This is a genomic window from Jeotgalibaca arthritidis (genome assembly GCF_011100465.1).
GTDB classification, from domain to species: domain Bacteria; phylum Bacillota; class Bacilli; order Lactobacillales; family Aerococcaceae; genus Jeotgalibaca; species Jeotgalibaca arthritidis.
The window spans coordinates 1,778,909-1,805,724 of sequence record NZ_CP049740.1 but is presented as its reverse complement, the minus strand read 5'-3'; the positions used below and the strand labels follow the sequence as shown (position 1 = coordinate 1,805,724).

Sequence of the window (26,816 nt, the reverse complement as noted above, 5' to 3'; positions counted from 1 at the left end):
GCGGGTTAGTCGAATGATATGCGTTAGCGAGCAGCGAAGCGCGCAATGGGGCAAATTTATCTTTTTTTCACTAGGTCAGGACTTGGGAGCTAGACATTGATGGCTGAACTTATAATCCCCTAGTCTATAAAAAAGAGATTAAGCACACAGCTTAATCTCTTTCTAGCCTAACTATTCGATTCGAGATCCTTCTTTGTCTATTTCCGTCAAGAAAACGTGGCAATCAGGAAATTCATCTTTAATGCGTTCTTGAATTATTTCGGCAAGTTCTGGCTTGGCCAGCGTCATAATCGTTGTGCCAGCACCACTTAAGTAAACACCGTATGCCCCTTCTTGATTTGCTAGCTGGCGAATCTGATTGAGCTCGGGAATCAAAGTTTGGCGGTAAGGTTCGTGAAAGACATCCTTCTCCATCAAGCGAGCAGCTGTTTCAATGTCCCCTTGGTGAAGTGCAGCTACCATAACATTGGCAACGGCACTACCTTCAACGGCATCTTTTAAAGAGAGACTTTCTGGCATCACTGCTCGACTAGCCGATGTCAAGAGCTCTCGTTCTGGTACAGTGACAATCAATGCACAGTCGGGAAAGTCAGTTGTTTTCCAGATGACTTCTTGATTAATCATCGTTCCAATCGCTAAATCACCTGTAATAGCTGGCATAACATTATCTGGATGGCCTTCAATGCGACTAGCTATTTGAATTTTCTCATCAGTTGTCAATTGTAAGTCTGCCAAATGATTTGCTAATTCGATTCCGGCTACAATCGCTGCCGAACTGCTACCCAATCCTCTTGCTGGTGGAATAGCTGATGTCATCTTCAACCGCTGCGGTGTTAATGGTTCAGCTGATGTTTGTAGAGCAGTTTGAATGATAAGGTTTTGATCATCGGACGGAATATCTTCCCCCATATCGTGATCAATGAACCATTCTTCAGAAGGTCCTAAAATTTCCAACTCCAAATAAACAGCTACAGCCATTCCAATCGAATCAAATCCCGGTCCTAAATTCGCTGATGTAGCGGGCACTTTTATGACAGTCATAAAGAAACTCCTTTGTATAATTAAATAGATTGATAAACAGCTTCAAATACAAGCTGATGGTTTTTTTCAAGTTGGTCTTTTATTGCTTCCAATTCTTGTTTGCTTACTTGCGAAGCATGGATATAACCTTTACCATCTGCGCTATCTAATTGTGTGAGTTGTGGATGAGCAAAAGTTAAACCTTGATTCTCAACTTGTTTAAAACGCAATAGTACATCTGTATAAGTCGGATTAGCTTGTCCTAAGACCACATCTGATGTAATTATTGGCAAACCTTTACCTGTACGATTTTCTTTAATATTTTTTGCAACTTGTAAGATATCAGCGACCACACTATTTGCAGTTGGCATACGACCTGCTCCCGGTCCATACATCATCGTTTCACCGACAGCTTCTCCCGTCACATAAACGGCATTATTTTCATTTTTAACATGCGCTAGTGGATGATCACTCGGAACTAACATCGGTGCTACTTCAACATTAAGATGGCCGTCAACGACTTTTGAGCTACCGATTAATTTAATGGTATATCCGAGTGCTTTTGCACGCTCAAAATCAGCTAGGTCAAGAGCAGAAATACCCGTTGTTGGCAGCTGCTCCATTGTAATGGTTTTGCCGAATGCTAACTTAGTCAAAATAACTACCTTACGTGCTGCATCCAATCCTTCAACGTCTCCTGTTGGATCGCTCTCTGCAAAACCTAATTGTTGAGCCAAAGCCAATGCATCTGCGTAGCTATAATGCTCTTCTTGCATTTTTGTCAGCATAAAGTTGGTTGTTCCATTAACAATACCCAGCACTTCTTGCAAATTATCACCAATGTAACTCTCGTTAAGGGCCCGTAAGATCGGAATACCACCTGCCACACTCGCTTCGAAGTAAAGGTCTTTACCCACTTTTTCAGCTAGCGCATAAAGTTCTTCACCATGAACAGCCAATAAATCTTTATTTGCTGTTACAACGTTTTTTCCACTATTAAGAGCTTTAGTAATAAAGTTTCTTGCAACATCAACTGTTCCCATTACTTCAACAACAATTGAAATGCTGTCATCTTGAGCAATCTCCTCAAATTGGTCCGTCAAGGGAATCCCAGCTGCTAGCGCTTCAGGAAAAGCTGCCGTATCATGAACAAGAATTTTACTAACTTCAATATTTGTTTGCGTTAGCGATGCATATTTCTCTTGATTGTTTTTCAAAATATCATAGACACCGTAACCAACTGTTCCAAATCCTAATAACCCTATTTTCACTGTTTCCTTCACTGTCGTCTCCCCTATCCCTTATCTATTATTCCCCAGTATACTTAATATTTTTAAATTTCTCTACCCAAAAGTTAAAAATAAATTAGAAACCACCAATGATAACGCATACATTATAATAAAAGAAAAAAATCCCGCAAAAGTCAGAATGACTCAGCGGGATTTTTAGTAGACATCATTTTATTTTAGTCTTGTAGTAACTCAAAGATTTCAATTGCTACTAAATCTAAATCATCAAATTGATAAGTTTGATTACTTGCGTGCTCTTCTAACTCAAATGTTTCAGCATCTCGGTTATATTTAACAACGCATCGCTCGTTTCCATCTTTTTCAAAACGGCGAACTTCGATTTCTCCGTTGTCTTCCATCATCACTTCTAGTCGTCGGATGATTGCAGATAATTGTGAAGGTTTCATAGTTTTTCCCCTTTCCAGACTGACTTCTTATCTATTCTAGCATTATTTCGTTTTCATCGCATCAAATTATGCGTAATTTTAGAATTTTATTATCAGTCTGAGGATTTCCTTTACTCTCCCCACCAAAGTTTAATCAAAGCTTGCGTGCCATCATTTTCAATGCCCTTATCTGCTAATTTTTCATAGAGATCTTTAGCTAAAGTTGTGCTTGGTAAATCAATCCCCATTTTATCTGCTTCATCCAAGGCAATCTTCAAATCTTTAATAAAGTGTTTAACAAAGAACCCTGGCGTAAAATCTTTTTTTAAGATACGTGGTGAATAGTTACTCAACGACCAGTTTCCCGCACTACCAGCCCCAACTTGTTCGATTACTTTTTCAATATCCAAGCCTGCTGCTTTAGCATAAACCATTAATTCAGTCATTCCTGTCATTGTTCCAGCAATCATAATTTGGTTAGCCATTTTCGTATGTTGGCCACTTCCGGCTACTCCTTGCAACATGACTTTACTTGAGAAGGTATTTAAAATTGCTTCTGCTGCATCAAATGTTGCTTGATCGCCACCGACCATGGTTGTTAATGTTCCATTTTTAGCACCCATGTCTCCACCTGAAACAGGTGCATCAAGCGCTAGTACGCCTTTTTCTTTAGCAGCTTCATAAATTTTAACCGCTAATGATGGCGTACTTGTTGTCATATCAATCACAATATCGCCTGCTTTAGCAGCATTCAGAATACCAGTTTCACCAAAATAAGTTTCTTCCACATCGGTTGGGTAACCCACAATTGTAATAATGACATCAGACTGTTTTGTTACTTCTGCCGGTGTATCTTGCCAAATAGCACCTTCTTCAACTAAGGCATCTGCTTTATTTTTTGTACGGTTATGGACATTCACGTGATAGCCTGCTTTTAAAAGGTGTCTCACCATCGAAGAGCCCATTACACCCGTTCCAATAAATCCAATTGTCTTTGTCATATCCATTCCTCCAATAATCAGTTCTTATCAATTAGTATAGCATTGAACCCCCTAAAAAGTTAACTGTCATGTAAAACAGTCGATTTAAATAAGTTCGAATTGCGATTGATGTAGCCAAAAAGCCGTGTAAATGTATGTAACATCTACACGGCTTTTTACCAATCTTTTATTATGATTTTAGTCTTGAGTAATACTTCAATAAGGACATTGGCTCGTCTTCGGTTTCAAAATAATAATTTTCAATGACGTGTTTATAATAGCTAATGACTTTTTTTCCGAAGGTTTCTGAAGATAATTCTTTGATCAATTCTTGTCGCTGGTCTACCCACTCTTGATTTATTTCAGCCTGTTTTTGTTCGATTACATGGCTAACAGCAGCTGCCAGTTCATGATCATCCTTGTAAAGCAAACCAAGCATCGGATTTTTAATAATACCCTTTAGGTAATCATTCTCCTTCGCTACGACTGGACAATCGTTCATAATGCTCTCTAAATAAGTGAGTCCCTGTGTTTCACTTGCAGACGCACTCACATAAACATCTGCCATTTGATAGTATTCATAAACAGATTCGTTGTTCACTTCTCCTACAAATATCACAACTTCCTCTAACCCTTTTTCTGCCACTAATTCTTCTAGTGATTGTCGCGCAGGACCATCGCCAACAAATACTAATTTGGCATTTGATTGGCGTTCTAAAATACTTGGGAAAGCGATAATCATTTTATCAAGGTCTTTTTCAAAAGCTAACCGTGATAAGGATAATAAAACAATATCCTCTTCATTTAAGCTTAGCTTTTGTCTTAATTCTTTCTTTATAGAAGGATTTTTTTCTGCTCGTGTCACGCCAGTTGGAATTACTCTTATTTCTTTAGAGACATGATACGAAAGTAACGTATCCTTCATGAGTTGGCTAGGAACAATCACGCCCTTTGTTCGGTTACAGAACGCACGCGAGACCATTTTAACATCTCTTACCTTAATAATTTTACCATTGGCAATGTAATGCAAGTATTTTTCATACATCGTATGGTAAGTGTGAATAGTCGGTATTTTTAACATATAGGCAACAAATTTCCCAGTCAGTCCTAAACTAAATTCTGTATGAGTATGCACAATATCAATCCGTTGTTTTTTAGCTTCTTTTAAAGCCTTAGAAAATCCTTTTATGGCAATTCTTCGGTCCTTAAATGAGAAAAATGGAATACTTTTCAGTCGAACAATACCGTCTTCGCTATCAGGAGCGTTGGGATCTGTTGTTGTAAAGATAATCACATCGTGCCCCTGTGCTTCAAGTTCATCTTTCAGAACTTTGATGGAAGTCGATACACCACTAATTTGTGGAAAATATGAGTCCGTAAACATTCCTACTCGCATGTTTTCACCCTCTATCACTCCAGTGAGTTTTTTTATAAATTAAGTATATAGGAAACCATTCAAAAAAGCACTGGGCTTTAGTCCAATAAACAAAAAAAGGAGCTAGACAATTAAGTCCAGCCTCCACCCTTTTTAACTTAATGATTCTGTTAGTTCTTCAACTAGCGCAATAACTTCTTCAACAGTTGAACACTCATTAATTGCTTTGTGAGCAAGAGCTTCCATTTCTTTTGAATCTAGTTTAGCTAGTAAGCTTCTTGTTTTTAGGATACTTGATGCACTCATTGAGAATTCATCTAAGCCTAGTCCTAATAACAATGGTACTGCTGTTTGGTCTCCGGCCATCTCGCCACACATACCAACCCACTTACCTTCAGCATGAGCTGAATCGATAACGTGTTTCAACAGTGTTAAGATAGCTGGGTTATATGGTTGATATAAGTATGATACGCGTTCGTTCATACGGTCTGCAGCCATTGTGTATTGAATTAAATCGTTAGTACCAACACTGAAGAAGTCAACTTCCTTAGCGAATTGGTGCGCCAATACAGCAGCAGCTGGAATTTCAATCATAATCCCTACTTCGATTTCATCAGATACTGATTGACCTTCAGCAACTAATTTAGCTTTTTCTTCTTCCAACATTTGTTTTGCTTCTCTAAATTCATTTAAAGTTGCAATCATTGGGAACATAATACGAAGTTTACCATATACAGAAGCACGTAATAACGCACGTAATTGTGTACGGAACATATCAGGTTCTGCTAAACAGATACGGATTGCACGGTAACCTAGGAATGGGTTCATCTCTTCAGGTAATTGAAGATATGGTAATTCCTTGTCACCACCGATATCCATTGTACGAACAACAACAGCTTTGCCATTCATACCTTCGAGAACTGCTTTGTAAGCTTCGAATTGTTCTTGTTCAGTTGGAAATTGCTCTGAATCCATGTATAGGAATTCAGTACGGTATAAACCAATTGCTTCTGCACCGTTATCATTCACACCTTGTAAATCTTTAGGTGTACCGATGTTTGCAGCTAGCTCAACATGCTTGCCATCTTTTGTGACAGTTTCAGCATCTTTTAGTTTAGCCCATTCTTCTTTTTGCGTTTCAAACGCTGTTTGTTTTTCTTTGTATTCTGCTAATGTTGCTTCATCTGGATTAACAATAATATTCCCCTCTAATCCATCGATGATTACCATTACGCCATCAGCAGCTAACTCTGTAATCGTTTTTGTTCCAACGACAGCTGGTATTTCCAACGAACGAGCCATGATAGCTGAGTGAGATGTACGTCCACCAATATCGGTTACAAAACCTTTGACATATCGACGGTTTAATTGTGCTGTATCACTTGGTGTTAAGTCTTTTGCAACAATAACAACTTCTTCTTTAATTGTTGCTGGGCTAGGAATTTTAACCCCTAACAAATGCCCCATAACACGTTCAGTTACGTCGCGAATATCAGCTGCGCGTTCTTGCATATATGGGTTATCAACCATACCTTCGAACATAGCAATAAACAGTCCTGATACATCTGCTAATGCTTGTTCAGCATTTACTTTGTTATCAGTAATATTTGATTTGATTGTATCTAACATTTCTGGATCCGAAAGAACCATCACATGTGCATCAAACACTTGTGCTTCTTCTTCACCTACTGCAATAGCAACATGATCACGGATTGCCTGAACTTCACTCTTCGCATTCTCAAAAGAATCCAGAAGTCGAGTAATTTCGCCTTCTGGATTATCTATTGTTTTTTTAGCAAAGGTTAAATCAGGTTCCGTTAATAGATAGGCTTTACCGATTGCGATACCATCGCTAGCAGCAATACCCATTAAACGGTTTTCCATATTATTCAGCTAACCCTTCTTTTTTAAGTGTTTCAACGATACCAGCCATAGCTTCAGCTTCGTCTTGACCTTCAATTGTAATTGTTACATCTGCGCCTTGGCCAACACCAAGTGACATAACTCCCATGATTGATTTCAAGTTTACTGATTTACCTTTATATTCAAGGTTAATATCAGAGTTGAATTTACTTGCAGTTTGTACAAGTAATGTTGCAGGTCTTGCGTGAATCCCTGTTTCAGCAGTAATATGAAAATCTTTTTTCTCCATTGTGCTAATCCCCTTTTTTTATGAATTTATAGGTTAAAAGACCTCTCCTTTTACTCCACAAATTTTTTAAAAATAAGCAAAATAAAAAACAGGAAATATAACCCTTTCATAGAATAAGATTACCATTTTTTCTCAATAAGAACAACTATTTTCAAACTAAATCTCATTTTTGATGAGAAAATCTCATCAATTATTATAAATCGATGATTTATTGATGACGGTTATCCTTAAGCCTTTCTCATCTTGCTTGTAAGACATCTAAGTTAAAAAACTTGAAAGTCAAAATTGGTCAATGTATAATAAGAGCACAAGGTTAAATGACCTTGAATTGATAAAAAAAGTAATTAAATAATAATACTCATCAGAAAGGAAGTTAAGCCCATGAAATGTATGAATTGTGAAAAAAATGAAGCATCCATTCATTTGTATGCAACCCTCAATGGTCAAACTCAAAAATTAGACCTTTGTCAAAATTGTTATCAACAGTGGCAAGCTTCACAAAATAGAAACCGCGGCGGTATGGGATTCTTTGGTTCGTCTGCTAATAACGGTAACCCTTTTAATATGGGTGATTTGGAACAGTTCTTCCGTCAGCTACCTAATCAAAATCGTCAACAACCATCACCAGACCCTGCTAATCGTGCTAGTAAAGGACAAGGTGCTCAAGGTGGTAGCGGCTTGCTAGACCAATTTGGTGTTAATTTAACGGAGCTAGCTAGACAAGGTGCCATCGATCCCGTTATTGGCCGTGACAGTGAAATTGCTCGTGTCATTGAAATTCTAAATCGACGCAATAAAAACAATCCTGTCTTAATTGGTGAAGCAGGTGTTGGTAAAACATCTGTTGTAGAAGGACTTGCTCAAAACATTGTCGATGGCGATGTGCCTCAAAAGCTACTCGATAAAGAAGTCATCCGATTAGATGTTGTTTCGCTTGTTCAAGGAACAGGCATTCGCGGACAATTCGAGGAACGGATGCAACAACTGATGAATGAAGTAAGAGAAAACAAGAAAATCATTTTATTTATCGATGAAATTCATGAAATCGTTGGAGCAGGAAGCGCTGAAGGCAGTATGGACGCAGGTAATATTCTAAAACCAGCCTTGGCTAGAGGTGAACTACAATTAATCGGTGCCACAACCTTAAATGAATACCGTAAAATTGAAAAAGACCCTGCCCTTGAACGTCGTTTCCAACCCGTTCGTGTTAATGAACCTACACCGGAGCAAACCTTGATTATTCTACAAGGTTTACGCAGCAAGTACGAAGACTATCACAAGGTAAGCTATTCAGATAAAGCTCTAGAGGCTGCGGTTCATTTATCACACCGCTATATCCAAGACCGTTTTTTACCGGATAAAGCAATTGATCTACTCGATGAATCAGGTTCTAAAAAGAACCTATCACTAAAATTAGTTGATCCCAAAGAAATTGATGACCGTATGGAAACAGCTGAGCAAGAAAAACAAGCTGCTCTTCACGCTGAAGACTATGAAAAAGCAGCCTACTATCGTGATCAAATTACTCACTTAAAAAATATGAAAGAAAATCCACAAGCAAGTGGTGAAGATAATACCGTTACTGAAAAAGACATTCAGACTATTATCGAAATCAAGACCAATATTCCAGTTGGTGATTTGCTTGAAAAAGAACAAGAGCAATTACGAAACTTGGATAAAGACTTGAAGACACATGTTATCGGTCAAGATGAAGCCGTTGATAAAGTTGCTAAAGCAATCCGCCGTAACCGCATTGGCTTCGCTCGTAAAAATCGTCCAATTGGCTCCTTCTTATTTGTTGGACCAACAGGTGTTGGTAAGACAGAATTAGCCAAACAATTATCAATTGAAATGTTTGGCACAGAAGATGCGATTATTCGTTTTGATATGAGTGAATATATGGAAAAACACGCTGTCTCAAAACTCATTGGATCGCCTCCTGGTTATGTTGGTTATGAAGAGGCTGGACAATTAACCGAACGTGTCAGAAGAAACCCATACAGTATTGTCTTACTTGATGAAGTAGAAAAAGCTCATCCAGACGTGATGCACCTCTTCCTACAAATTCTTGATGATGGTCGTTTGACTGATTCTCAAGGTCGTTCTATTAGCTTCAAAGATACCATTATTATTATGACCTCTAACGCTGGCACAGGAAGTCAAGAAGCCAATGTCGGCTTTGGCGCTGCTCTATCTGGTCAAACAAAATCGATTTTGAATCGTTTAAGTGATTACTTTAAGCCAGAGTTCATCAACCGCTTCGATGCGATTGTCGAATTTAACTCTCTATCTAAGGAAAATCTATCCGAGATTCTGTCGTTGATGTTGGAGGACGTTAATCGTATTCTTCAAGATAAAGATATCACTATTACTATTAGTGACAAGGCTAAGGAGAAACTAATAGATGTCGGCTACAATCCTGCAATGGGTGCTCGTCCCCTTCGCCGTGTGATTCAAGAACATATTGAAGACCGAGTAGCTGACTATTATTTAGATAACCCGCACGTTAAAACGATTCTATTTGATGTCAATGAAGATAATGACATTGTTATTAAGGAGAATGACAGCCAGATAGATGATTAAAGCTAAAAAGCACTCAAGTTGAACTTGGGTGCTTTTTAATATCAATAAACTTTTTTGATCACTAAAATTTATTCGTTGCGTCACGTTTTCATCTCTTTTTCAAAAAACAATTGACAGTTTAGCAATCTTGATACTTTTATAATTTCATTAAAAGGTTTATAATAGTTTTAACAATACAATTTAACTTAGCGAGGGGTGTGTCACATGAAATTAATCGATGTAACAAACAGCCATTTTGACTTGGTTCGTGAACAATTAGCGAATACTGACGCTTCAATGGTGAAGGTATTCTCACTTGGTCAAACGACAGTCATTTATACTGGCGCCCCGACACACGAAGACATTATATTACTAAATCGTAATCGACGTGTAAAACAAAATGAGATTGATTTTGTTTTAAATAAGTTATTACAAATGACAGTAGATGATGTTGAAGTGATGCCTGGACACAACTTTGTAGAGCTTTCATATATTAAGTAACATGATAAGAGAAAAAGGAGTGGGAAAATTCCCACTCCTTTTTTTATCGTCATTTTATAGTAATGCTTTTAGTTCGATATCTGGATACTTATCTGCAAACCAACGCATTGCAAATTGGTTTTCAAATAGGAACACTGGGTTATCAAAGCGGTCTTTACAAAGTAGGTTACGACTTGAAGACATATTCACATCTAAGACATCCTCATCAATCCAACGGGCAATCTTAGAGCCCATCGGTGTCATATCGACTTCTGCATTATATTCATTCTTCAAACGGTACTCAAAAACTTCAAACTGTAATTGTCCAACCGCACCTAGGATAAATTCTTCGGTATGGTAAGTTTTATAAAGTTGAATGGCTCCTTCTTGAACCAACTGCTGAATACCTTTGTAGAATGATTTTTGTTTCATCACGTTTTTAGGTGTTACCTTCATAAATAATTCAGGTGTAAATTGCGGTAGCGCCTCATATTGAAGAGCTTCTTTCCCTTCATAGATGGTATCACCAATTTGTAAATTACCTGTATCGTATAATCCGATAATATCACCAGCAACTGCACTCTTCACGCTTTCTCTTGAGTCAGCCATAAATTGTGTTGTATGCGCTAGCTTCATTTTCTTACTTGTACGGTTAACGATAACATCCATACCAGGCTCAAATTCACCCGAACAAATTCTCACAAAAGCAATACGATCACGGTGGGCTGGGTTCATATTAGCTTGGATTTTGAAAACAAAACCAGTTAATTCTTCCTTAGCTGTATCAACATAGTCGCCTTCTTCTGTCTTATGTGCACTTGGACTTGGCGCAAAATCAATATAAGCATCTAGGAAAGTATGAACGCCAAAACCAGTTAAAGCTGATCCAAAGAAGACAGGTGTTAGCTCTCCTTTAGCAATCGCTTCTTCTGAAAAAGCATTTCCAGCTTCATTCAATAGCATTGCATCTTCAATCGCTTGAGTGTAAATCGTTGATTCTTTGATTGGGAAATCACCATCAATTTCACCATCTTCATTGAGTGGTAAGAAATCATTGCCGCCGTTTTGCTCAGGATGCGTTAATTCAACACGTTTGTTGTAAATATCATACAAACCTAAGAATTGTTTCCCCATCCCCATTGGCCAATTCATTGGATAAGCATCAATTTCTAGCACTTCTTCCAATTCAGCAATTAAATCCAACGGCTCTCTACCATCGCGGTCCAATTTATTGATAAACGTAAAAATAGGAATACCACGCATCCGACAAACTTTAAATAATTTCTTCGTTTGCGGCTCAATCCCTTTACCACTATCAATAACCATGACTGCACTATCAACTGCCATCAAGGTACGATAAGTATCTTCTGAGAAGTCCTCATGACCAGGTGTATCTAAAATATTAACTTGGAATCCATCATAATCAACTTGCATAACGGAACTGGTTACTGAAATCCCACGTTGTTTTTCAATTTCCATCCAGTCAGATTTTGCAAATTTCCCTGTTTTTTTACCTTTTACTGTACCGGCTTGACGGATTGCACCACCAAAAAGTAATAATTGTTCAGTTATTGTTGTTTTACCAGCATCCGGGTGAGAAATGATTGCAAAAGTTTTTCTTGTTTTCACTTTATCTAATAATGTTTGTGTCATGATATGTCCTTTCTGTCTTTCATTGTCTTGGATATGAGTTCTTATCACATATTGTTCACTTTAAACATGCCTTTGTCATTATATATGAAAGTACATCTTCTAACAAGTAAATGAAAGTATAAAAACACCAATCTCCTAGTCGGAAACTGGTGCTTAATCATTATGATTTTTGTTTAGGAATTTCTTCGACAACTAAGCGGTCTTCTAATTTAATCGGTTGCGTTTCTAAGTACTCGACTCCAATTTTAGCTAGACGTCTGTTATCAAATTCTAAAGCAGACAGGCGTAAGCCCTCAACTTCAATACTCTTTATTTCATCACCATCTGGAAAGTCACCTAATTCAGTCAGAACAAAGCCAGCAATGGTATCTACAAAGGCTGTCTCGATGGTTGTTTTAAAGAAATTGTTGAAGCGGTAAAGTGGTGTCGCACCATCAACCTCATAGTAACCATCACGAATCTTTTCAATTAAAATGTACTTTTCATCGTACTCATCAGCAATGTCACCGACAATTTCTTCTAGAATATCTTCTAAAGTTGCGATACCGACAACCCCACCATACTCATCATAAAGGATGGCTAATTGGTTATGGCTCTTCTTCAAGAAAGCCATCAATTCATCGGTTGAGATGGTTTCTGGAACAAATAGTGGCGGATTTAAAATCTTTCTTAAATCAATTTTTTCTAATGGGGTGTGACGTGATTCTTTTAATAGGTTTTTCAAATGAAGGACACCGACAATATCATCCTTATCGTCATCATAGACAGGAATACGCGTATACGGCGAATTCAAAGTCTTTTGAATATTCTCATAAGTATCTTCTTGAAGGTCTAGCATGAAAGTATCTGTTCTTGGAACCATAACTTCTCTCGCCATTTTATTATCCATTTCAAGAACACCTTTTAGCATATTAAATTCAGCTGCTTCAATGGCTCCTTCAGTACTACTTCTCTCTAATAAACCGCTCACTTCTGAACGTGTGTAGACATCACGGTTATCATCAAACTTAATTGGTGTTATCTTTTGTAACAGACTGGTTGAAAAAGAAAGCAAACGAATAAATGGTTTTAATACTTTTTGAATGGTTGTAATAAAACCTGCTCCGGCATAGGCAATCTTTTCAGGTATTTGCATACCAATTTGTTTGGGCAACAACTCTCCAAACACAAGCGTGATATAAGATAATAACAAGGTTACAATCAGGATAGATGCTTGTTTACCACCTGGAATATTGGCCAATAATGGTTCAAGTTTGCTGGCAAAAGTATTGGCAGCAGCCGCACTGGATAGGAATCCGGCAAAGGTAATGGCAACTTGAATTGTGGCTAAAAAGTCATCAGAGTTATCGAGTAAGGCTAATATTTTACGAGCTTTTTCGCTACCTTTTATTGCCTCATTGGCAATCTTATTTTTATTCAATGACACAAATGCAATTTCTGACGAAGCAAAAAAAGCATTGATTAATGTCAGCACGATTATTAATAAAATTTGCCATAATAACGTCTGACTATCAGGATCAGCATTCATAGATCTTTTTTCCCCTTTAAAATAGAATGTGTTAATCGTATTATGCCGTCATTTTATCAAAAAAACAAGGACGAATCAGTAAAAGTCTGAATCGTCCTTGCTGTTTATTGAAATTTTATAGATTAAGCTTTGTCAAAACTTTCGACATCAACTGCGTTTAGTGTATTTTCTTGTTCTAGTGCTTTTTGAGCAACTAGGTTCAAGTAGTTCCAAGGACGGTCGAAGTGTGGTTGAAAGAAGAAGTCTACCAATGCCAAATCTTCTACTGTCATGCGGTTTTGAATCGCTAATGATAGCGTGTTTGCAGATTGTGTAACATCGTATTTAGACATTACTTGTCCACCAACAATACGTAATGTATCTTTCTCATAAACAAGTTTTAGCAAGATTTTTTCGTTTGTTGGCATAAATTCTGGACGGTAGTTGTCTTCGAATAATACTGAATTTGTTTCCAAACCAAATGCTGCAGCACTCGCAGCATTAACACCAGTTGATCCGATGTTGAATCCAAATAAATGGAGACCTGAAGTAGATTGTGTACCACGGTATTTCATTTTTGGACCAGCAATGTTTTTACCAACTAAAAGTCCCATACGAACTGCATTAGTTGCCAATGGAATATAAGCATGTCCACCAGTTGGATTGTAGTTTACTGCACAACTGTCTCCAGCAGCAAATACATCTGGGTGGCTTGTACGCATATAGTCATCAACGATGATTGCGCCATTTGGTAACATATCGATTTGACCTTTAACTAGTTCAGTGCTTGGACGGAAACCAACACATAGAATAACAAGTTCAGATTCGTAAGCTCCACCACTTGTTACAACAGTTGTCATATCTCCTGATTCGCTGTCTTCAAATCCTTTAACCATTTCGTTTAGTTGGATTTTAACGCCACGATTTCTTAATTCATCTTCAAGAACTGATGTGAATTCGTGGTCTAAGTATTTGTTTAAGATGCGGTCTAAACCATCAACAAGTGTTACATCTTTGTTGTCCATAGCAAAAGCTTCTACAAGCTCGATACCGATGTATCCACCACCGACAACAGTGATTTTTTGTTTGTCTGTTTTACGCGCAATAATTTCTTGTGCTTGATTATAGTTTTTACATAATACAACGTTTTTGCTCTCAATTCCTGGAATTGGAGGGATAATTGGCCATGAACCAGTTGTTAAAACAAGTTTATCAAATGAATCTTCAAATTGCTCACCTGTTTTTAGATTTTCAACAGCCAATCTCTTATTGTTAATGTCAATGTTTGTAACATTGTGTTCCATGCGAACATCTGCACCCATTGCTTTTAATTCTTCTGGGTTTGAGTAAAATAACTCTTCAGCTTTCTTTACAACGCCACCTACATATAGTGCAATCCCACAGGATAAGAACGAAACATTATCGTTTCTTTCGTATACTGTTACATCCGCCCCCGGATTTTCTGACAAGATAGTTTTGACTGCTGATGTACCTGCATGTGTACATCCCACTACTACGATCTTCAATTATGTATGTCCCCCTAAATTATAATTGTTCTATTTCGAACAAAAGACCCCAAAATGCTCACCACTTTGAATCTTTCACATATGATTTTTTTAACAAACTTGGATAATCCCTGTCTGCAAGTATAGATTCTACTCTATTTTTTTACTTTTGCAACTAAAACGACTTGAAAAATAAAAAAATAGTTTATTAAGATTCTTCCTTTCATTTTTTATTAATGTTACCATAATAATCATCAGATTTTTGAAAAGGAGATTGCTATGCTAGCCTTCAAACAAACACGAGATACACAATCGTCAACCTATCAAGACTCAATTATGATTAGACGACTTGTCTTTATAGAAGAGCAAAACGTTCCAGAAGACATTGAAATAGATGAAAATGAGGCAGCCTGTTTACACGTTGTTGCTTACCAAAATGATAAAGCAGTTGCAACTGCAAGACTTTATCAATTAGACGACAAGTCTTTTAAAGTACAGCGTGTAGCTGTTTTAGCTGAAGAGAGAGGGAAACATTATGGTAACCATTTGTTGTTAGCCCTTGAGCAAGCTGGAAAAGAACTTGGTGGTGAGCGCTTTATACTTGGTGCACAAAGCTATGCTATTCCATTTTATGAGAAATTAGGCTATGTGATTAACAGCGATGAGTACCTAGAAGCAGGAATTCCTCACTACGATATGGAAAAAAGCTTATGAAAAAAGAAGTGGAACTAGTCCCACTTCCTTTTTCATCATTTCATTAAAATAACTAAAAAATGCTTAGCGATATTAAAATAAATCAAAACACTCGTTAAGTCACTAAAGGTCGATATAAATGGTCCGCTTGCTACGGCAGGATCAAATCCTAATTTATCCATTAAAATCGGAATTAAGCTTCCTGCTAAGTTGGCAACGGTAATGGCAACCATCATAGAGAAGCCAATAATCCCACCTAATAGAAAACTTTTCTGCCAAATGCCAACGACCAACATAATTGTCGCTCCGGTAATGATACCTTCGATTAAGCCTGTCATTGTTTCTTGAATAACAACAGCTAACCAACTACGTTTTTCTGCATCTGGCAAACCGATTTTACGAACGGCAACCGCTAGCGATTGGGTACCTGCGTTCCCTGCTGTCCCAGTAATCAGCGTCACAAAGACTGATAAAATAGCCGCATTAGCAATCAACCCTTCATATTGACTAATTAGAGTGGATGTTCCCATTCCTAAAAATAATAAAGTAATCAACCACGGCAAACGTTTGGATGCCGCACGAAACGGATTGAGCGTTGTTTCATCAACGTCAACGGCAGCCAAACCAGAATAGTCACTAGTCGCTTCTTCGTGCATAACGTCCATAATATCATCAATTGTAATAATACCTAATAAAACATTATTATCATCCACAACCGGTAATGCTAGGAAGTCGTAGTCACGAGCAACGTGAGCAACATCTTCTTGATCGTCATCCACATTAACTCGGACGATACGATCACTCATGATATCATGGATCATCTGATCCTCGTGAGAAATAATTAAGTCACGTAAGGAAATAACCCCCAACAACTGCTCTTTATTATTAATGACATAGATATAATAAATCGTTTCCGCTTCAGGTGCTTTACTCTTTAAAATTGCCATAGCAGAACGAACAGTCTGATTTGATTTAATGGCAATATATTCCGTTGTCATAATCGCACCAGCTGTAGCATCCTCATAGACCAAGACCTCACGTAAGTGGGCAGCTTGCTCATCATCCATTAAACGTAAATATTTGGGAACCATATCAGGTTCAAGCTGTTTCAACATATCAACCGCATTATCGGTATACATATTGGCCAACATATCAGCGGCATACTGCTTATTCATCTCTAAAATATAAACTTCAATGGATTCGACATCTTCCTCCAGAATTTCAAACATATCTGAAATTTCTTTAGGTGAGAGGTAGTTATAAATTTTCAAACGATTCTCAGAGGGTAGATTACGATAAACCTGGGCTTGGTCATAGAGTGGATAGCTAAAAAAAGTTTCTCGAAAAGCCTCCATATCATCTAAGTCTAGGACTGATTGAATGTGATTAGTCTCTAGCTCCAAATCAAATTCGTATTGCGGTTCCATCATATGATCTCCCTTCTTTCTCTTCTTCTTGTGCCAACCAATCTTTAAAATCAGTTGGAAAATCAGTTTCAATTGTCAATCTTTCTCCCGTTAAGGGATGATTAAATACTAACGCCTTACAGTGCAAGGCTTGACGCTTAACAATGTCATTATCAGGGCCACCGTATAACGAATCACCAACCAACGGTGCTCCCATATGGGTGAAGTGTACGCGAATTTGGTGAGTCCGTCCCGTATGCAGCTGAATCCGATAAAGATGACCATCTCGGTATCTTCTAGCTGTCCAATATTCAGTTAAGGCATCTTTCCCGCCCTCTTTCACCTGCCGGGTAATAATTGAATCATCAGTTCGAGCAATAGGAGCATTAATAAAGCCATGCTCTTCTTCTAAGCGATTATAAGGTGACGTTAGAGCATAATAATACTTTTGAATCGTTTTGTTTCGTAATTGCTGATCCATAAGCGCATGGGTATAACGGTTCTTTGCAAATAGCATCAACCCTGTTGTATCTCGGTCAAGTCGTGTCACAATATGAATGACTTGATCAGCATAATTCTGTCTTTTGTAATAGCCTTTTACACGGTTTGCCATAGACAGATGCGGATTTTTACGAGAGGGAATCGATGCCACACCAGCTGGTTTATCAACAATTAAAATGTGGTCGTCTTCATACACAATCGCAATCGGAATATCAACTGGCACTGTCGTTTCATGCTCCCCTTCGTCCGGAACTTGAACCCAGATATGATCTCCTTTTTGTAATTTGGCCAATACATTTTCGGTTTTATTATTGAGGCGAATTTCGCCGCCATGGAATTTTATTTTTGCTAATAGGCGCTTGGAAATGCCTTGATTTCTTAAAAAAGTACGTAATAGAATTGATTGTTCATCGTCGTAGTGCCATTCATAAATCACATTAACTTGCTCCACTTCTCATTGCTTCATTAAATAAAACCTGCGGACTAACAGATCAGCAGGTTTAAGCGTTTATTTTTCTCTTAATAACGTTTCTCGTAGTCTACCATATTCAAGCTTGGTTTTCCATTTTCACCATAAGCTTGGGCATTAGGGCCAACAACTGAAAAGAGAGCATCACGAAAATGTTCCACCATCCCAGATACGTGAGGGGTAATAAAAATACGGTCGTGTTGCCACAATGGACTGTCCGCTTCTAACGGCTCTGTTTCAAAGACATCGAGAGCTGCAAAAGCGAGCTGGTTTGAATCTAGAGCGGTTAATAGGGCCTCCGTATCAACGGCGTTTCCTCTACCTACATTAAAAAAAGCTGTTCCTTTTTTCATAGCTTTAAAGCGGTCGCTGTTAAAGAAACCTTTTGTTTCGTCAGTTTGTGGTAAAATATTGATAACATAGTCAGCTTGTTCTAAATAGCGATTGCTCTCTTCTTGAGAAACAGTCTGATCAACCTCTGCTACTTTGTTACCTCTCGTATTCACACCGATTGTGTGAACCCCAAAAGCTTTTAGTAAAGTTGCTAGCCGTCGTCCAATATTTCCAATACCAAAAATAATAGCCGTTTTACCCTCTAATTGTTGAACAGAAATCGCTTGATCCCAATGATTATTCTGTTGATTCAGTTTGATCTGATTAAACGAGCGTGCATGATATAATATTAGACCAATGACATGCTCACTAATCGTATCTTTATGGATGCCAGAAGCATTGGTTAACATAACACCATGCTCTCTTAGGCTATCTAAAGGTAATGAATTCACACCCGCAGAAATCGCTTGAATCCATTTTAAAGATATTAAATCACCTTGCTGCCAGAGCTCGGTCAATTCTTTTGTCCACCCAACGACAATCTCAATACGAGATAACTGACGTTTATCATCAGGAATGGTCCTAATTAATTCAAAACCCGCTAACGAGTCTTCTAGTTCTTTTATATGATGATTTTTTAAATCAGTCATTAACAGTAATAGTGGCTTATCTGACAAACCAATCATCCTCTCTTCAATTAACGCTTGTTAGCAATCCCAATAAAGGCATTTTCAACACGATTCCAGAAATGCATATGGCGATAACGGGCAAAATGAACTTTTTCATTTGCTACACGGTAAACTAGTTTTTCAATATGTTTATCACGGAAAGTCAGATGGTCAACCGTCACAATGAGCCCATGTTCTTCAATGGGTTTCACGACAATCCATTCATCTTTAGCAATAATCATCGGTGAACTGAGAGTTCGGTAGACCCGATTATTAACAGAGGCCATCTCTGTTAGCTGAATGGCTTCGGTACGTGGGTGAATGACTGCTCCACCCAATGATTTACTGATACCCGTTGAACCAGTTGGTGTCGCAACACAAAGGCCATCTCCTCTAAAGGTCTCGAATAATTCATCTTTAACGAAAACTTCACAGACCATTGTGCCATCAACTTTCTTTAGAACAGCTTCGTTTAATGCAATTAACCTGTCTGATTGGTCGCTATCACGGTAGTCAATTCGTATATCGAGTAACGGATAACTCACGCTCTCGCCCCGATCGTGCTCCAAACTTTCAATAAGATCATCGATTTCATAGTCACGCCAGTCCGTATAAAAACCAAGATGACCCGTATGAACCCCAACAAAGCGGACAGTACTTAGTAAATGTTGGTACTTATGAAAAGCAGATAATAACGTGCCGTCTCCGCCAATGGTGACAACCAAGTTTGGGTTTTCATCATCTAATTGAATTCCTTTGGCCTTTATTTTACTTAAAAATTCTTCAGCCAATTTTATGGATTCAGCTGTATGGTTATTAACCAACGCGACTTTCATGCTCAAACACCTCTAATTGATATTCTTTTTCTTATCACTAAAATAAAACTGGGCTTCCTTAATTTCTTCTCTAATTTCTGACATTTCATTATCTAATAGGAAGGCAGCCTCTGCTGCACGAATTAATCGGTTATGCAATTCTTTTGGGTATTCGCCCTTGTACTTGTAGTTTAAGGTATGTTCAATCGTTGCCCAAAAATTCATCGCAAGAGTCCTAATTTGAATTTCACATAAAATAACTTTTTCTTCCATAATACGTTGGACAGGATATTCAATCACTAAATGATAAGAACGATAACCACTTTCTTTGCGGTTAGTCACATAGTCACGTTCGATAATCACTTTAAAATCATTTCTAGCTTTTAATAATTTAACAACTTCATGGATGTCATCAACAAACTGACACATGATTCGAATGCCAGCAATATCTTGAACATCTTCTTCCAAACGATCAAGGCGGATATTTCTCACTTCCGCTTTTTCTAAAATACTTTCTTTGGTCTTTACTCTTCCAGTAATAAATTCTATTGGTGCGTGTTCTTGATTATCTCGGTACTGTTTTCGTATACTTTTTAACTTTACTTTCAATTCCTCAACTGCTTGTTCATAGGGAGCAAGAAAGGAATCCCAATCTGTTACAAATTTATTTTCCATACTCAAACACCTTATTTATCAGTTTTTAACTATCATTAGTATTTTAACATAATTCATTCTTTTCCTGAAACAGAAGATGATTCAATGTAATCTTTTTACTATCTTAATAGTTATGTGATACTATTTAGCTAGGCTTACACAGAAAGGACGGAGCTGTCATGAGTACACAAATTGAAAAAGAATTTAAAAATTTACTAACAAAAGAAGAATACGAACAACTATTGGTCCACTACCAATTAGATGAGTCAGCGGCTATCCATCAAACCAACACTTATTACGATACCGATGATCGCCAACTACAATCCTTAAAAATGGGATTAAGAATTCGAACGTATGATGACGATGCAGAACTGACGTTAAAAGTTCTCCTTCAAGAAAACGAACAGCTAGAAATTACGGACGCCCTTTCTTTGGTTGAAGCAAACCAATTGATTTCAGATAAAAAAATCAAAAATGCTGGTCATGTCGCTTCCATGTTAAAAAAGGAAACCATCGATCTTGATCGATTAAAACCAGTTGGCCAATTATCAACCGTTCGTCATACGTTCTCTGGTGAGGGTGGCGTTTACTTTTTAGACAAGAGTTATTACCAAGATCAAAAAGATTATGAACTCGAATTTGAAACAGAAGACTTAGAAAAAGGATTAATCCTCTTTAACACCTTCTTAACCCACCATGAAATCAAAAAGAGAAAGACCACTCAAAAAATACAACGCGCTCTTCAATACCCAAACAGCGAAAAAGCAGAGTAAAATAGAGCGCCAGCTGAATAGTTGGCGTCTTTATGAACTTAAGTTTACTTTTATTAGCTTTGTTTAACTCTATTACCTGTTGTTATATTGCGCATTAGAAAGTTTTATGTGCTCATTTTGACGAATGTGTGAACGTCTGCCTTCTTAGTAAAAGTAAGAAAAGCAAGATATTTTACTTTTGTTTACTATTACGATTATAATAGGTAGTGAATAAAGGACGAAAGAGCCTTTTTGTTCAAAATAAAGTGATAAGAAGGGATATTATGTACAGAAATCAAAATGCCGTTCATGCTCTCTCTTCTTCGCCGAAAATTTATGAAGTATATCTTTTTGTTAATCCTATTGGGTTAAAATGCTACCGAGCAGAACAAGAAGTCTTGAAGATTATTGATAAGTTGACGGATATTAAAATTCATTTCCGTTTTGTCACTTTCCATAACTTCAACACTGTCTCTCATTATATGAAAAGAATGAATCTACCTTCTAATAATTTACAACTTCGTAACCAGACTTACCATACCATATATGATGCTTGTCTCGCCTACAAGGCTGCCCTCATGCAAGGTAAAAAGCGTGGAAGAAATTTTCTGTTATTACTTCAAAAGGAACTAACAACTAATCCCATTGAATACAGTGACGACTTATTAGCTACTGTTGCAAAAGGTGCGCGGTTAGATGTTGATATGTTTTTTGAAGATAAGAATTCAGAATTTGTGAAGAGTGCTTATGAATCAGACCAACGTATTGCGCAAGAAATGAATATTGTTAGAACACCCTCTTTGGTCATCTTTGATAGTATGAATCAAAACTACGGTGTGCTCATCGATGACAAGTTGTCTAGCGATTTAATTGAAGAATCCCTACATCATTTAGGTATTCAAAACCAGCAACACAACAAACTCCTCCAAAAAAAGAATGTCCATGCCATCGGCAAAGACTACTTAAGAGTTATCAAGTAAAAGGGTTCTGGCAAAAAAACTAGTCTCAAATAAGAACATTGCAATGAAACAATCAAAATTCTGATTGTTTCATTGCAATGTTTATTTTATTCAGGAGCTGAATTTTTTCAGCTCCTTTTCATTTACTCAAGTGTGCGATACAGCTTCAAAAATTGAGCTGTATCGCACACTTTTACCTTGAAATGTAAGATACAGGCCACTTCAAACAGACTGTCTCTTACATCTCGACAAAAAAGAGCTGGGGAAAATCCCCAGCTCCCTGCGTTTCTTTTTTTATTACAGTTCAGCTTCAATTAACGCTTCTAACTCGTTTAGACGCTCTTCAAAGACTTTCATAGCATCTTCAATATAAGCCGCTTGTGTCATATCCACGCCAGCTTTTTTCATAACTTCGATTGGGTAATCGCTGCTACCAGATTTCAAGTAAGTAATATACTTGTCTAGCGCACCCTCTTCTCCATCAATGATTTTCTTAGCTAATGCTGTTGCTGCAGAGAATCCTGTTGAGTATTGGTACACATAGTGGTTGTAGTAGAAGTGAGGGATACGTGACCACTCTAGAGCAATTTGCTCATCACGTTCTACTGCTGGACCATAGTAACGTGCATTTAAGTTACCGTAATAGTCTGTTAAGAAATCTTGTGTCAACGGTACGCCTGCTTGTGCTTGTTGGTGAATATAATTCTCAAACTCAGCAAACTGTGTTTGACGAAAAACAGTTCCTTTGAAGCCATCTAAGTAATGGTTCAATACATAAATACGTACTTTTGGATCTGTTTGTGTTTTTAACAAATAGTCCGTTAAAATATTTTCGTTAGTTGTTGATGCAATCTCAGCTAGGAAAATAGAATAATCCCCATAAGCATACGGTTGGTTATTGCGTGTATAGTAGCTGTGAACGCTATGACCAAGCTCATGAACCAATGTATACAATTGGTTTAATGAATCTTGCCAGTTCATCAAAATGTATGGATTTGTATCGTAGGCACCAGAAGAATACGCACCTGAGCGTTTTCCTTCATTTTCATACCAGTCAATCCAACGGTTATCAAAGGCTTCATTCAAAATACGTTGGTAATCATCACCTAGTGGTTGTAACGAGTCCAAAGTTTTTTCTTTCGCTTCTTCAATATTGTACTTGATTGGCGCTTCCCCTGTTAGTGGCGTATACATGTCATACATATATAACTCATCCACATTCAATAATTTCTTACGCAATGCCACATAACGATGCAACAACGGCAGATTTTTATTCACAACATCTAATAGTGTATCGTAAACACTTTCGGGAATGTTGTTGTTTGCCAATGCTGCTGCACGAGCAGACGGGAAATTGCGAACCTTAGCTTGATAGTTGTGCGCTTTAACGTGAGTTCCTAATGTTGTTGCAAACGTATTTTTCAAGCCATCGTATGTTTTATATAAGGCTTTATAGGCTTGTTCACGGACTTCACGGTTTGAACTTTCAATTAACTTACCGTATAGACCATGAGACAATTTCACATCATTGCCCTCTTCGTCTTTAACAGTTGGGAACTCAATATCAGCATTGTTTAAAATAGAGAATGTACGGCTAGCACCTGAGAAAATTTCAGCAGCTCCAGCTAGTAATTCTTCTTCTCTTGCAGACAATACATGATCGCGTTGAGATGTTAAATCTTCCAACATATGACGATAAGCATTCAACCCATCATTTTCTGTCATATAAGCTTTCAATGTCTCTTCTGGAATAGCCAATACTTCTGGATTAAACCATGAACTTGCTTCATTCACTTGCGTCAACACTGCAACTGCTTTGTCATGCAAGGTTTGGTAAGTACTGTTAGCTGTATCTTGGTCATTTTTTAAATGAGAATAAACGTAAGCACGCTCAAGTTTTTGGTTAACCGTTAAGATCGCTTCAATAGCCGTTAATAAAGCTTGGCTACTTTCCCCAACCGTTCCTTGAAGAGCCTTCACTTCCTTAGCAAGCTCTGTTATTTCTTCTAATTCTTTTTCAAAAACCGCGTCAGATTCAAAAATGGCACTTAAATCCCATGTTGTTTCTTCAGCTAATTCATGACGTTTTGATAATTTTTTAACTTCTGACATTCACGTTCCTCCTCAAAATAATGATTCACTCCTATAATCTTATCATATTCTAAGTAAAATATTAAAAATAAATGATTAAAAAAAGCGCTTTTTCTGCTGCCACACATTTTCAGCCACCCCAGCACAATAACCTAAAGCCACTAAATCAGCCATAAAGGTCTGAAATGGCTGTTCCAACACTTCTTTTGAAATAAAAGGCATTTGGAAAACTGTTAATGTTTCTAGAATAATAGTCCAATCTGACAATGTGATGCTGCCCTTTTTTTCAAACTCACACAAGACGTGATACTTCCAAATGTAGGCAGATTCTTGCAAGCAAAGTGTTTTAGTAGGGAGATAAAAGAGACAGTTCGGTAAGTCGGCTAATGAATGACGATTACAATACAACTGCTCTAAAAATGCTTTATTTTCTTCTCCTTGCTGTCTTAATAAAGCCATCCGCTTATAGTCAGACAAGTAATAACGTTTTTTATCTTGTTGATCTGAGCAAGTCCGCCTACTCCCTGTTTGATAAAGTTCTTTAAAGACTTGCCATGACAAGCTATTAAGGGAATAACGATAACAAACCGCTACGAGATGGTTATGCTGATTGTAATGAACATGGTCATAAACATAGAGATGTCTGGATTGACTGTCAAAATATAGGAAATGAAATCTCCTTTTATGATGACGTAAAAATAAATAATGACTATTCTTCAATCGTTTCTTCAATTGATAATTTGGTCCACATATCCAAATGACTTGATAACCATTTTCTTCATAGCCACTTGTCCGTTTCAATAAATCCCCATAGGAAATGGGACTGCATTGGTATTCTATCGCAATCTGATTGCCTTCTACTGTGGTGACGAGTAAATCCGGACGCTGCTGTAATTTGGGCAACCATGCTTCTAGTTCGACACTTAACCCTTGATTAACTAGCCATTCATAAATCACTTCTTTACCCAATAAATGAGTGGCGGTTTCTCCTTCTGAAAATTGTCGGCAGTCAGACTGTTGGTAATGGGAAAAATGGGCTATTTTTAGTTGCCCTTGTTTCAGAAAGACAGGTGATTTACAGCCTGGACATCTGAACGATTGCTGATTGCTGGCGTCTCCTGCTTTTATTTTTAAGCCGTTTGCGGTTTCTGCATATATCATAGACTCACCCTCCTACTTATATATCCGCAAAAAAACGGCATTCCCGTTTTTTAGGAATGTCGTTTTTGGATTATAAGTAACGGCGAAGTGTTTCAGCTAATGCTTCGTAATCATCATCTGTTAAGGTCACTTGACCTGGGTTCATAGCAAATGGTGCATTCCATTCAAATTCATCTTTGTATTTTGGTACAAGATGGAAGTGTAAGTGATGACCTGTGTCACCATAGGCACCGTAGTTTACTTTATCTGGATGGAAGGCTTGGTGTTGAGCGTTAGCAACCTTAGCAACATCGCTAAAGAAGCCATTTCTATCTTCATCACTTAGTTCTGTCAATTCACTAACGTGTTGGTTCGAAGCGACAATGACACGTCCTTTATGACTTTGTTCTTTAAAAATATAAACCTTGCTGTGGTCCAGTTCAGCGCACGGATACCCAAATGCTGCTAGTAATTCGCCTTCTACACAATATGCACAATTTTGATCAACCATTTTTCCAGCCTCCAACTATCAATTTTTATTGCATTATAACATAGTAAGCGTTTAATCGAGTTGACTGAAAAAAGGCTATTCATTTTAAATTAGACTGTGAGAGCTTTTCGTCAATAAAAAAAGAGCAGCTCAGCTGCTCTTTTAGAAATATTGTCTTGCTGTATTTAATGCGTCGTCGCTCATAACAACTTGTCCGTATTCTGAGAGGACTTCTTTCGTTAGTGGTGATTCGTCACCGAATTCAGCTAAAATCATTAATTGCGCTTCTAAATCCGTTTCAATCATCTCATCTAAATGGAAGTCTATTGTTAAGAAATAATAGCCTTCAAAGAAATGAAGTTGTGATGTACCACTCTCTAATACGAGACGTTTTGATACTTCTAAAAAGTTTTCAAAATTGTAAAATTCAGTTGTTATTTCTAAGTGACTTGGTTGTTCTACTTCAGTTGGTTTGTCGTCTTTATCAGTTGCTTCTGTGTGTTTTTTTATGTAGTCAATGACTTGTTCTGTTGGGTCAAAACCTTCAAATGAATCGAAATCATCGTGTTCACCCTTACTAATATACAGTTCAAGTCCATTTCCTTTAGGCAGCACTTGGAATGTAATGGCATCTGTTTCTTGAAATTGATTTTCGACATCGACTTCTTCCAAAATACTATAAAAGAAACTTTCAATTTGCTTTTGATTACCTAAGAGATCTAAAAAGGTAATGCCACGTTCTTCTAAATCTTCATTTTCAATCAAAACACGAATGGTATTCTCATTAATATTTTCCATTTCCATAATGCCACACCTCTTTTCCTTGTTCTTATTGTACCCTAATAGCTAGTGAAAGAGAATGGATTCATCTCTTTTTCTATCTAGCTGTACAAATTAAAATTATACAATAAGCGCTGACCTTTTGCAATGAAGCTG

24 protein-coding genes are annotated in these 26,816 nt (G+C 37.5%); 5 read left to right on the top strand and 19 right to left on the bottom strand.

Annotated features, from left to right (window positions below; translation table 11 throughout):
* Positions 1–171 precede the first annotated feature (171 nt).
* The 7 genes from thrB to G7057_RS09055 form a co-directional block, all read right to left on the bottom strand.
* Positions 172–1,041, bottom strand: a complete 870-nt coding sequence (gene thrB, locus G7057_RS09085) for a homoserine kinase (protein WP_166163038.1) — start codon at positions 1,039–1,041, stop codon at positions 172–174.
* Between the two features lie 20 nt (positions 1,042–1,061).
* Positions 1,062–2,303, bottom strand: a complete 1,242-nt coding sequence (locus tag G7057_RS09080; RefSeq protein ID WP_166163035.1) for a homoserine dehydrogenase — start codon at positions 2,301–2,303, stop codon at positions 1,062–1,064.
* 182 nt (positions 2,304–2,485) lie between these two features.
* Positions 2,486–2,716, bottom strand: coding sequence for a YkuJ family protein (locus G7057_RS09075; protein WP_076766760.1), 231 nt, complete (start codon positions 2,714–2,716; stop codon positions 2,486–2,488).
* Between the two features lie 110 nt (positions 2,717–2,826).
* Positions 2,827–3,696 (bottom strand): NAD(P)-dependent oxidoreductase, encoded by an 870-nt coding sequence (locus G7057_RS09070; RefSeq protein ID WP_166163033.1) that lies wholly within the window; start codon positions 3,694–3,696, stop codon positions 2,827–2,829.
* 169 nt (positions 3,697–3,865) lie between these two features.
* Positions 3,866–5,071 (bottom strand): glycosyltransferase family 4 protein, encoded by a 1,206-nt coding sequence (locus G7057_RS09065; RefSeq protein WP_166163030.1) that lies wholly within the window; start codon positions 5,069–5,071, stop codon positions 3,866–3,868.
* A gap of 132 nt (positions 5,072–5,203) precedes the next feature.
* Entirely contained in the window at positions 5,204–6,934 is a 1,731-nt protein-coding gene (gene ptsP / locus G7057_RS09060; RefSeq protein ID WP_166163027.1) for a phosphoenolpyruvate--protein phosphotransferase, read from the bottom strand.
* Position 6,935: 1 nt separating this feature from the next.
* Positions 6,936–7,202: a phosphocarrier protein HPr gene (locus G7057_RS09055; protein ID WP_076766775.1), complete on the bottom strand. Its 267-nt coding sequence runs from the start codon at positions 7,200–7,202 to the stop codon at positions 6,936–6,938.
* 381 nt (positions 7,203–7,583) lie between these two features.
* On the opposite strand from G7057_RS09055, the gene G7057_RS09050 reads away from it, so the two are divergent.
* Together G7057_RS09050 and G7057_RS09045 are read left to right on the top strand one after the other, a co-directional pair.
* Positions 7,584–9,785 (top strand): ATP-dependent Clp protease ATP-binding subunit, encoded by a 2,202-nt coding sequence (locus G7057_RS09050; RefSeq protein WP_166163024.1) that lies wholly within the window; start codon positions 7,584–7,586, stop codon positions 9,783–9,785.
* 204 nt (positions 9,786–9,989) lie between these two features.
* Positions 9,990–10,265 (top strand): DUF1827 family protein, encoded by a 276-nt coding sequence (locus G7057_RS09045; protein ID WP_076766779.1) that lies wholly within the window; start codon positions 9,990–9,992, stop codon positions 10,263–10,265.
* Positions 10,266–10,319: 54 nt separating this feature from the next.
* Here G7057_RS09045 and G7057_RS09040 read toward each other — a convergent pair whose 3' ends face one another.
* The 3 genes from G7057_RS09040 to G7057_RS09030 all read right to left on the bottom strand — a co-directional run bounded on the left by G7057_RS09040 (position 10,320) and on the right by G7057_RS09030 (position 14,930).
* Entirely contained in the window at positions 10,320–11,897 is a 1,578-nt protein-coding gene (locus tag G7057_RS09040) for a peptide chain release factor 3 (RefSeq protein WP_166163022.1), read from the bottom strand.
* 160 nt (positions 11,898–12,057) lie between these two features.
* Positions 12,058–13,425, bottom strand: coding sequence for a hemolysin family protein (locus G7057_RS09035; protein WP_166163020.1), 1,368 nt, complete (start codon positions 13,423–13,425; stop codon positions 12,058–12,060).
* 122 nt (positions 13,426–13,547) lie between these two features.
* The gene (locus G7057_RS09030) at positions 13,548–14,930 is read right to left on the bottom strand and encodes an FAD-dependent oxidoreductase (protein ID WP_166163017.1); all 1,383 of its coding nucleotides are present in this window, start codon (positions 14,928–14,930) and stop codon (positions 13,548–13,550) included.
* Between the two features lie 258 nt (positions 14,931–15,188).
* On the opposite strand from G7057_RS09030, the gene G7057_RS09025 reads away from it, so the two are divergent.
* Positions 15,189–15,623 carry a GNAT family N-acetyltransferase gene (locus tag G7057_RS09025; protein WP_166163014.1) on the top strand — a complete coding sequence of 145 codons (435 nt, stop codon included), beginning with the start codon at positions 15,189–15,191 and terminating at the stop codon, positions 15,621–15,623.
* 35 nt (positions 15,624–15,658) lie between these two features.
* Here the strand turns inward: G7057_RS09025 and mgtE are convergent, their stop codons facing one another.
* The 5 genes from mgtE to G7057_RS09000 all read right to left on the bottom strand — a co-directional run bounded on the left by mgtE (position 15,659) and on the right by G7057_RS09000 (position 20,469).
* Positions 15,659–17,032 carry a magnesium transporter gene (gene mgtE / locus G7057_RS09020; RefSeq protein WP_166163011.1) on the bottom strand — a complete coding sequence of 458 codons (1,374 nt, stop codon included), beginning with the start codon at positions 17,030–17,032 and terminating at the stop codon, positions 15,659–15,661.
* A complete protein-coding gene (locus G7057_RS09015; RefSeq protein ID WP_166163008.1) occupies positions 17,007–17,945 on the bottom strand; it encodes an RluA family pseudouridine synthase in 939 nt (312 codons plus the stop codon). The genes mgtE and G7057_RS09015 overlap by 26 nt, the downstream gene beginning before the upstream one ends.
* 83 nt (positions 17,946–18,028) lie before the next feature.
* A complete protein-coding gene (locus G7057_RS09010) occupies positions 18,029–18,988 on the bottom strand; it encodes an NAD(P)-dependent oxidoreductase (RefSeq protein WP_166163005.1) in 960 nt (319 codons plus the stop codon).
* Between the two features lie 20 nt (positions 18,989–19,008).
* Entirely contained in the window at positions 19,009–19,815 is an 807-nt protein-coding gene (locus G7057_RS09005) for an NAD kinase (protein WP_166163002.1), read from the bottom strand.
* A gap of 12 nt (positions 19,816–19,827) precedes the next feature.
* The gene (locus G7057_RS09000; protein WP_166162999.1) at positions 19,828–20,469 is read right to left on the bottom strand and encodes a GTP pyrophosphokinase; all 642 of its coding nucleotides are present in this window, start codon (positions 20,467–20,469) and stop codon (positions 19,828–19,830) included.
* A gap of 158 nt (positions 20,470–20,627) precedes the next feature.
* Between G7057_RS09000 and G7057_RS08995 the strand changes: the two genes are divergently transcribed.
* Positions 20,628–21,221 (top strand): CYTH domain-containing protein, encoded by a 594-nt coding sequence (locus tag G7057_RS08995; protein WP_166162997.1) that lies wholly within the window; start codon positions 20,628–20,630, stop codon positions 21,219–21,221.
* A gap of 263 nt (positions 21,222–21,484) precedes the next feature.
* Complete coding sequence (locus G7057_RS08990; protein WP_166162994.1) at positions 21,485–22,180, top strand: DsbA family protein; 696 nt, start codon at positions 21,485–21,487, stop codon at positions 22,178–22,180.
* Positions 22,181–22,456: 276 nt separating this feature from the next.
* On the opposite strand, the gene pepF is transcribed toward G7057_RS08990, so the two are convergent.
* The 4 genes from pepF to G7057_RS08970 all read right to left on the bottom strand — a co-directional run bounded on the left by pepF (position 22,457) and on the right by G7057_RS08970 (position 26,684).
* Positions 22,457–24,271, bottom strand: coding sequence for an oligoendopeptidase F (pepF, locus tag G7057_RS08985; RefSeq protein ID WP_166162971.1), 1,815 nt, complete (start codon positions 24,269–24,271; stop codon positions 22,457–22,459).
* A gap of 75 nt (positions 24,272–24,346) precedes the next feature.
* Entirely contained in the window at positions 24,347–25,411 is a 1,065-nt protein-coding gene (locus tag G7057_RS08980) for a competence protein CoiA (RefSeq protein ID WP_166162968.1), read from the bottom strand.
* Positions 25,412–25,481: 70 nt separating this feature from the next.
* Entirely contained in the window at positions 25,482–25,901 is a 420-nt protein-coding gene (locus G7057_RS08975) for an HIT family protein (RefSeq protein ID WP_166162965.1), read from the bottom strand.
* 141 nt (positions 25,902–26,042) lie between these two features.
* Entirely contained in the window at positions 26,043–26,684 is a 642-nt protein-coding gene (locus tag G7057_RS08970) for an adaptor protein MecA (protein ID WP_166162962.1), read from the bottom strand.
* Positions 26,685–26,816: the final 132 nt, after the last annotated feature.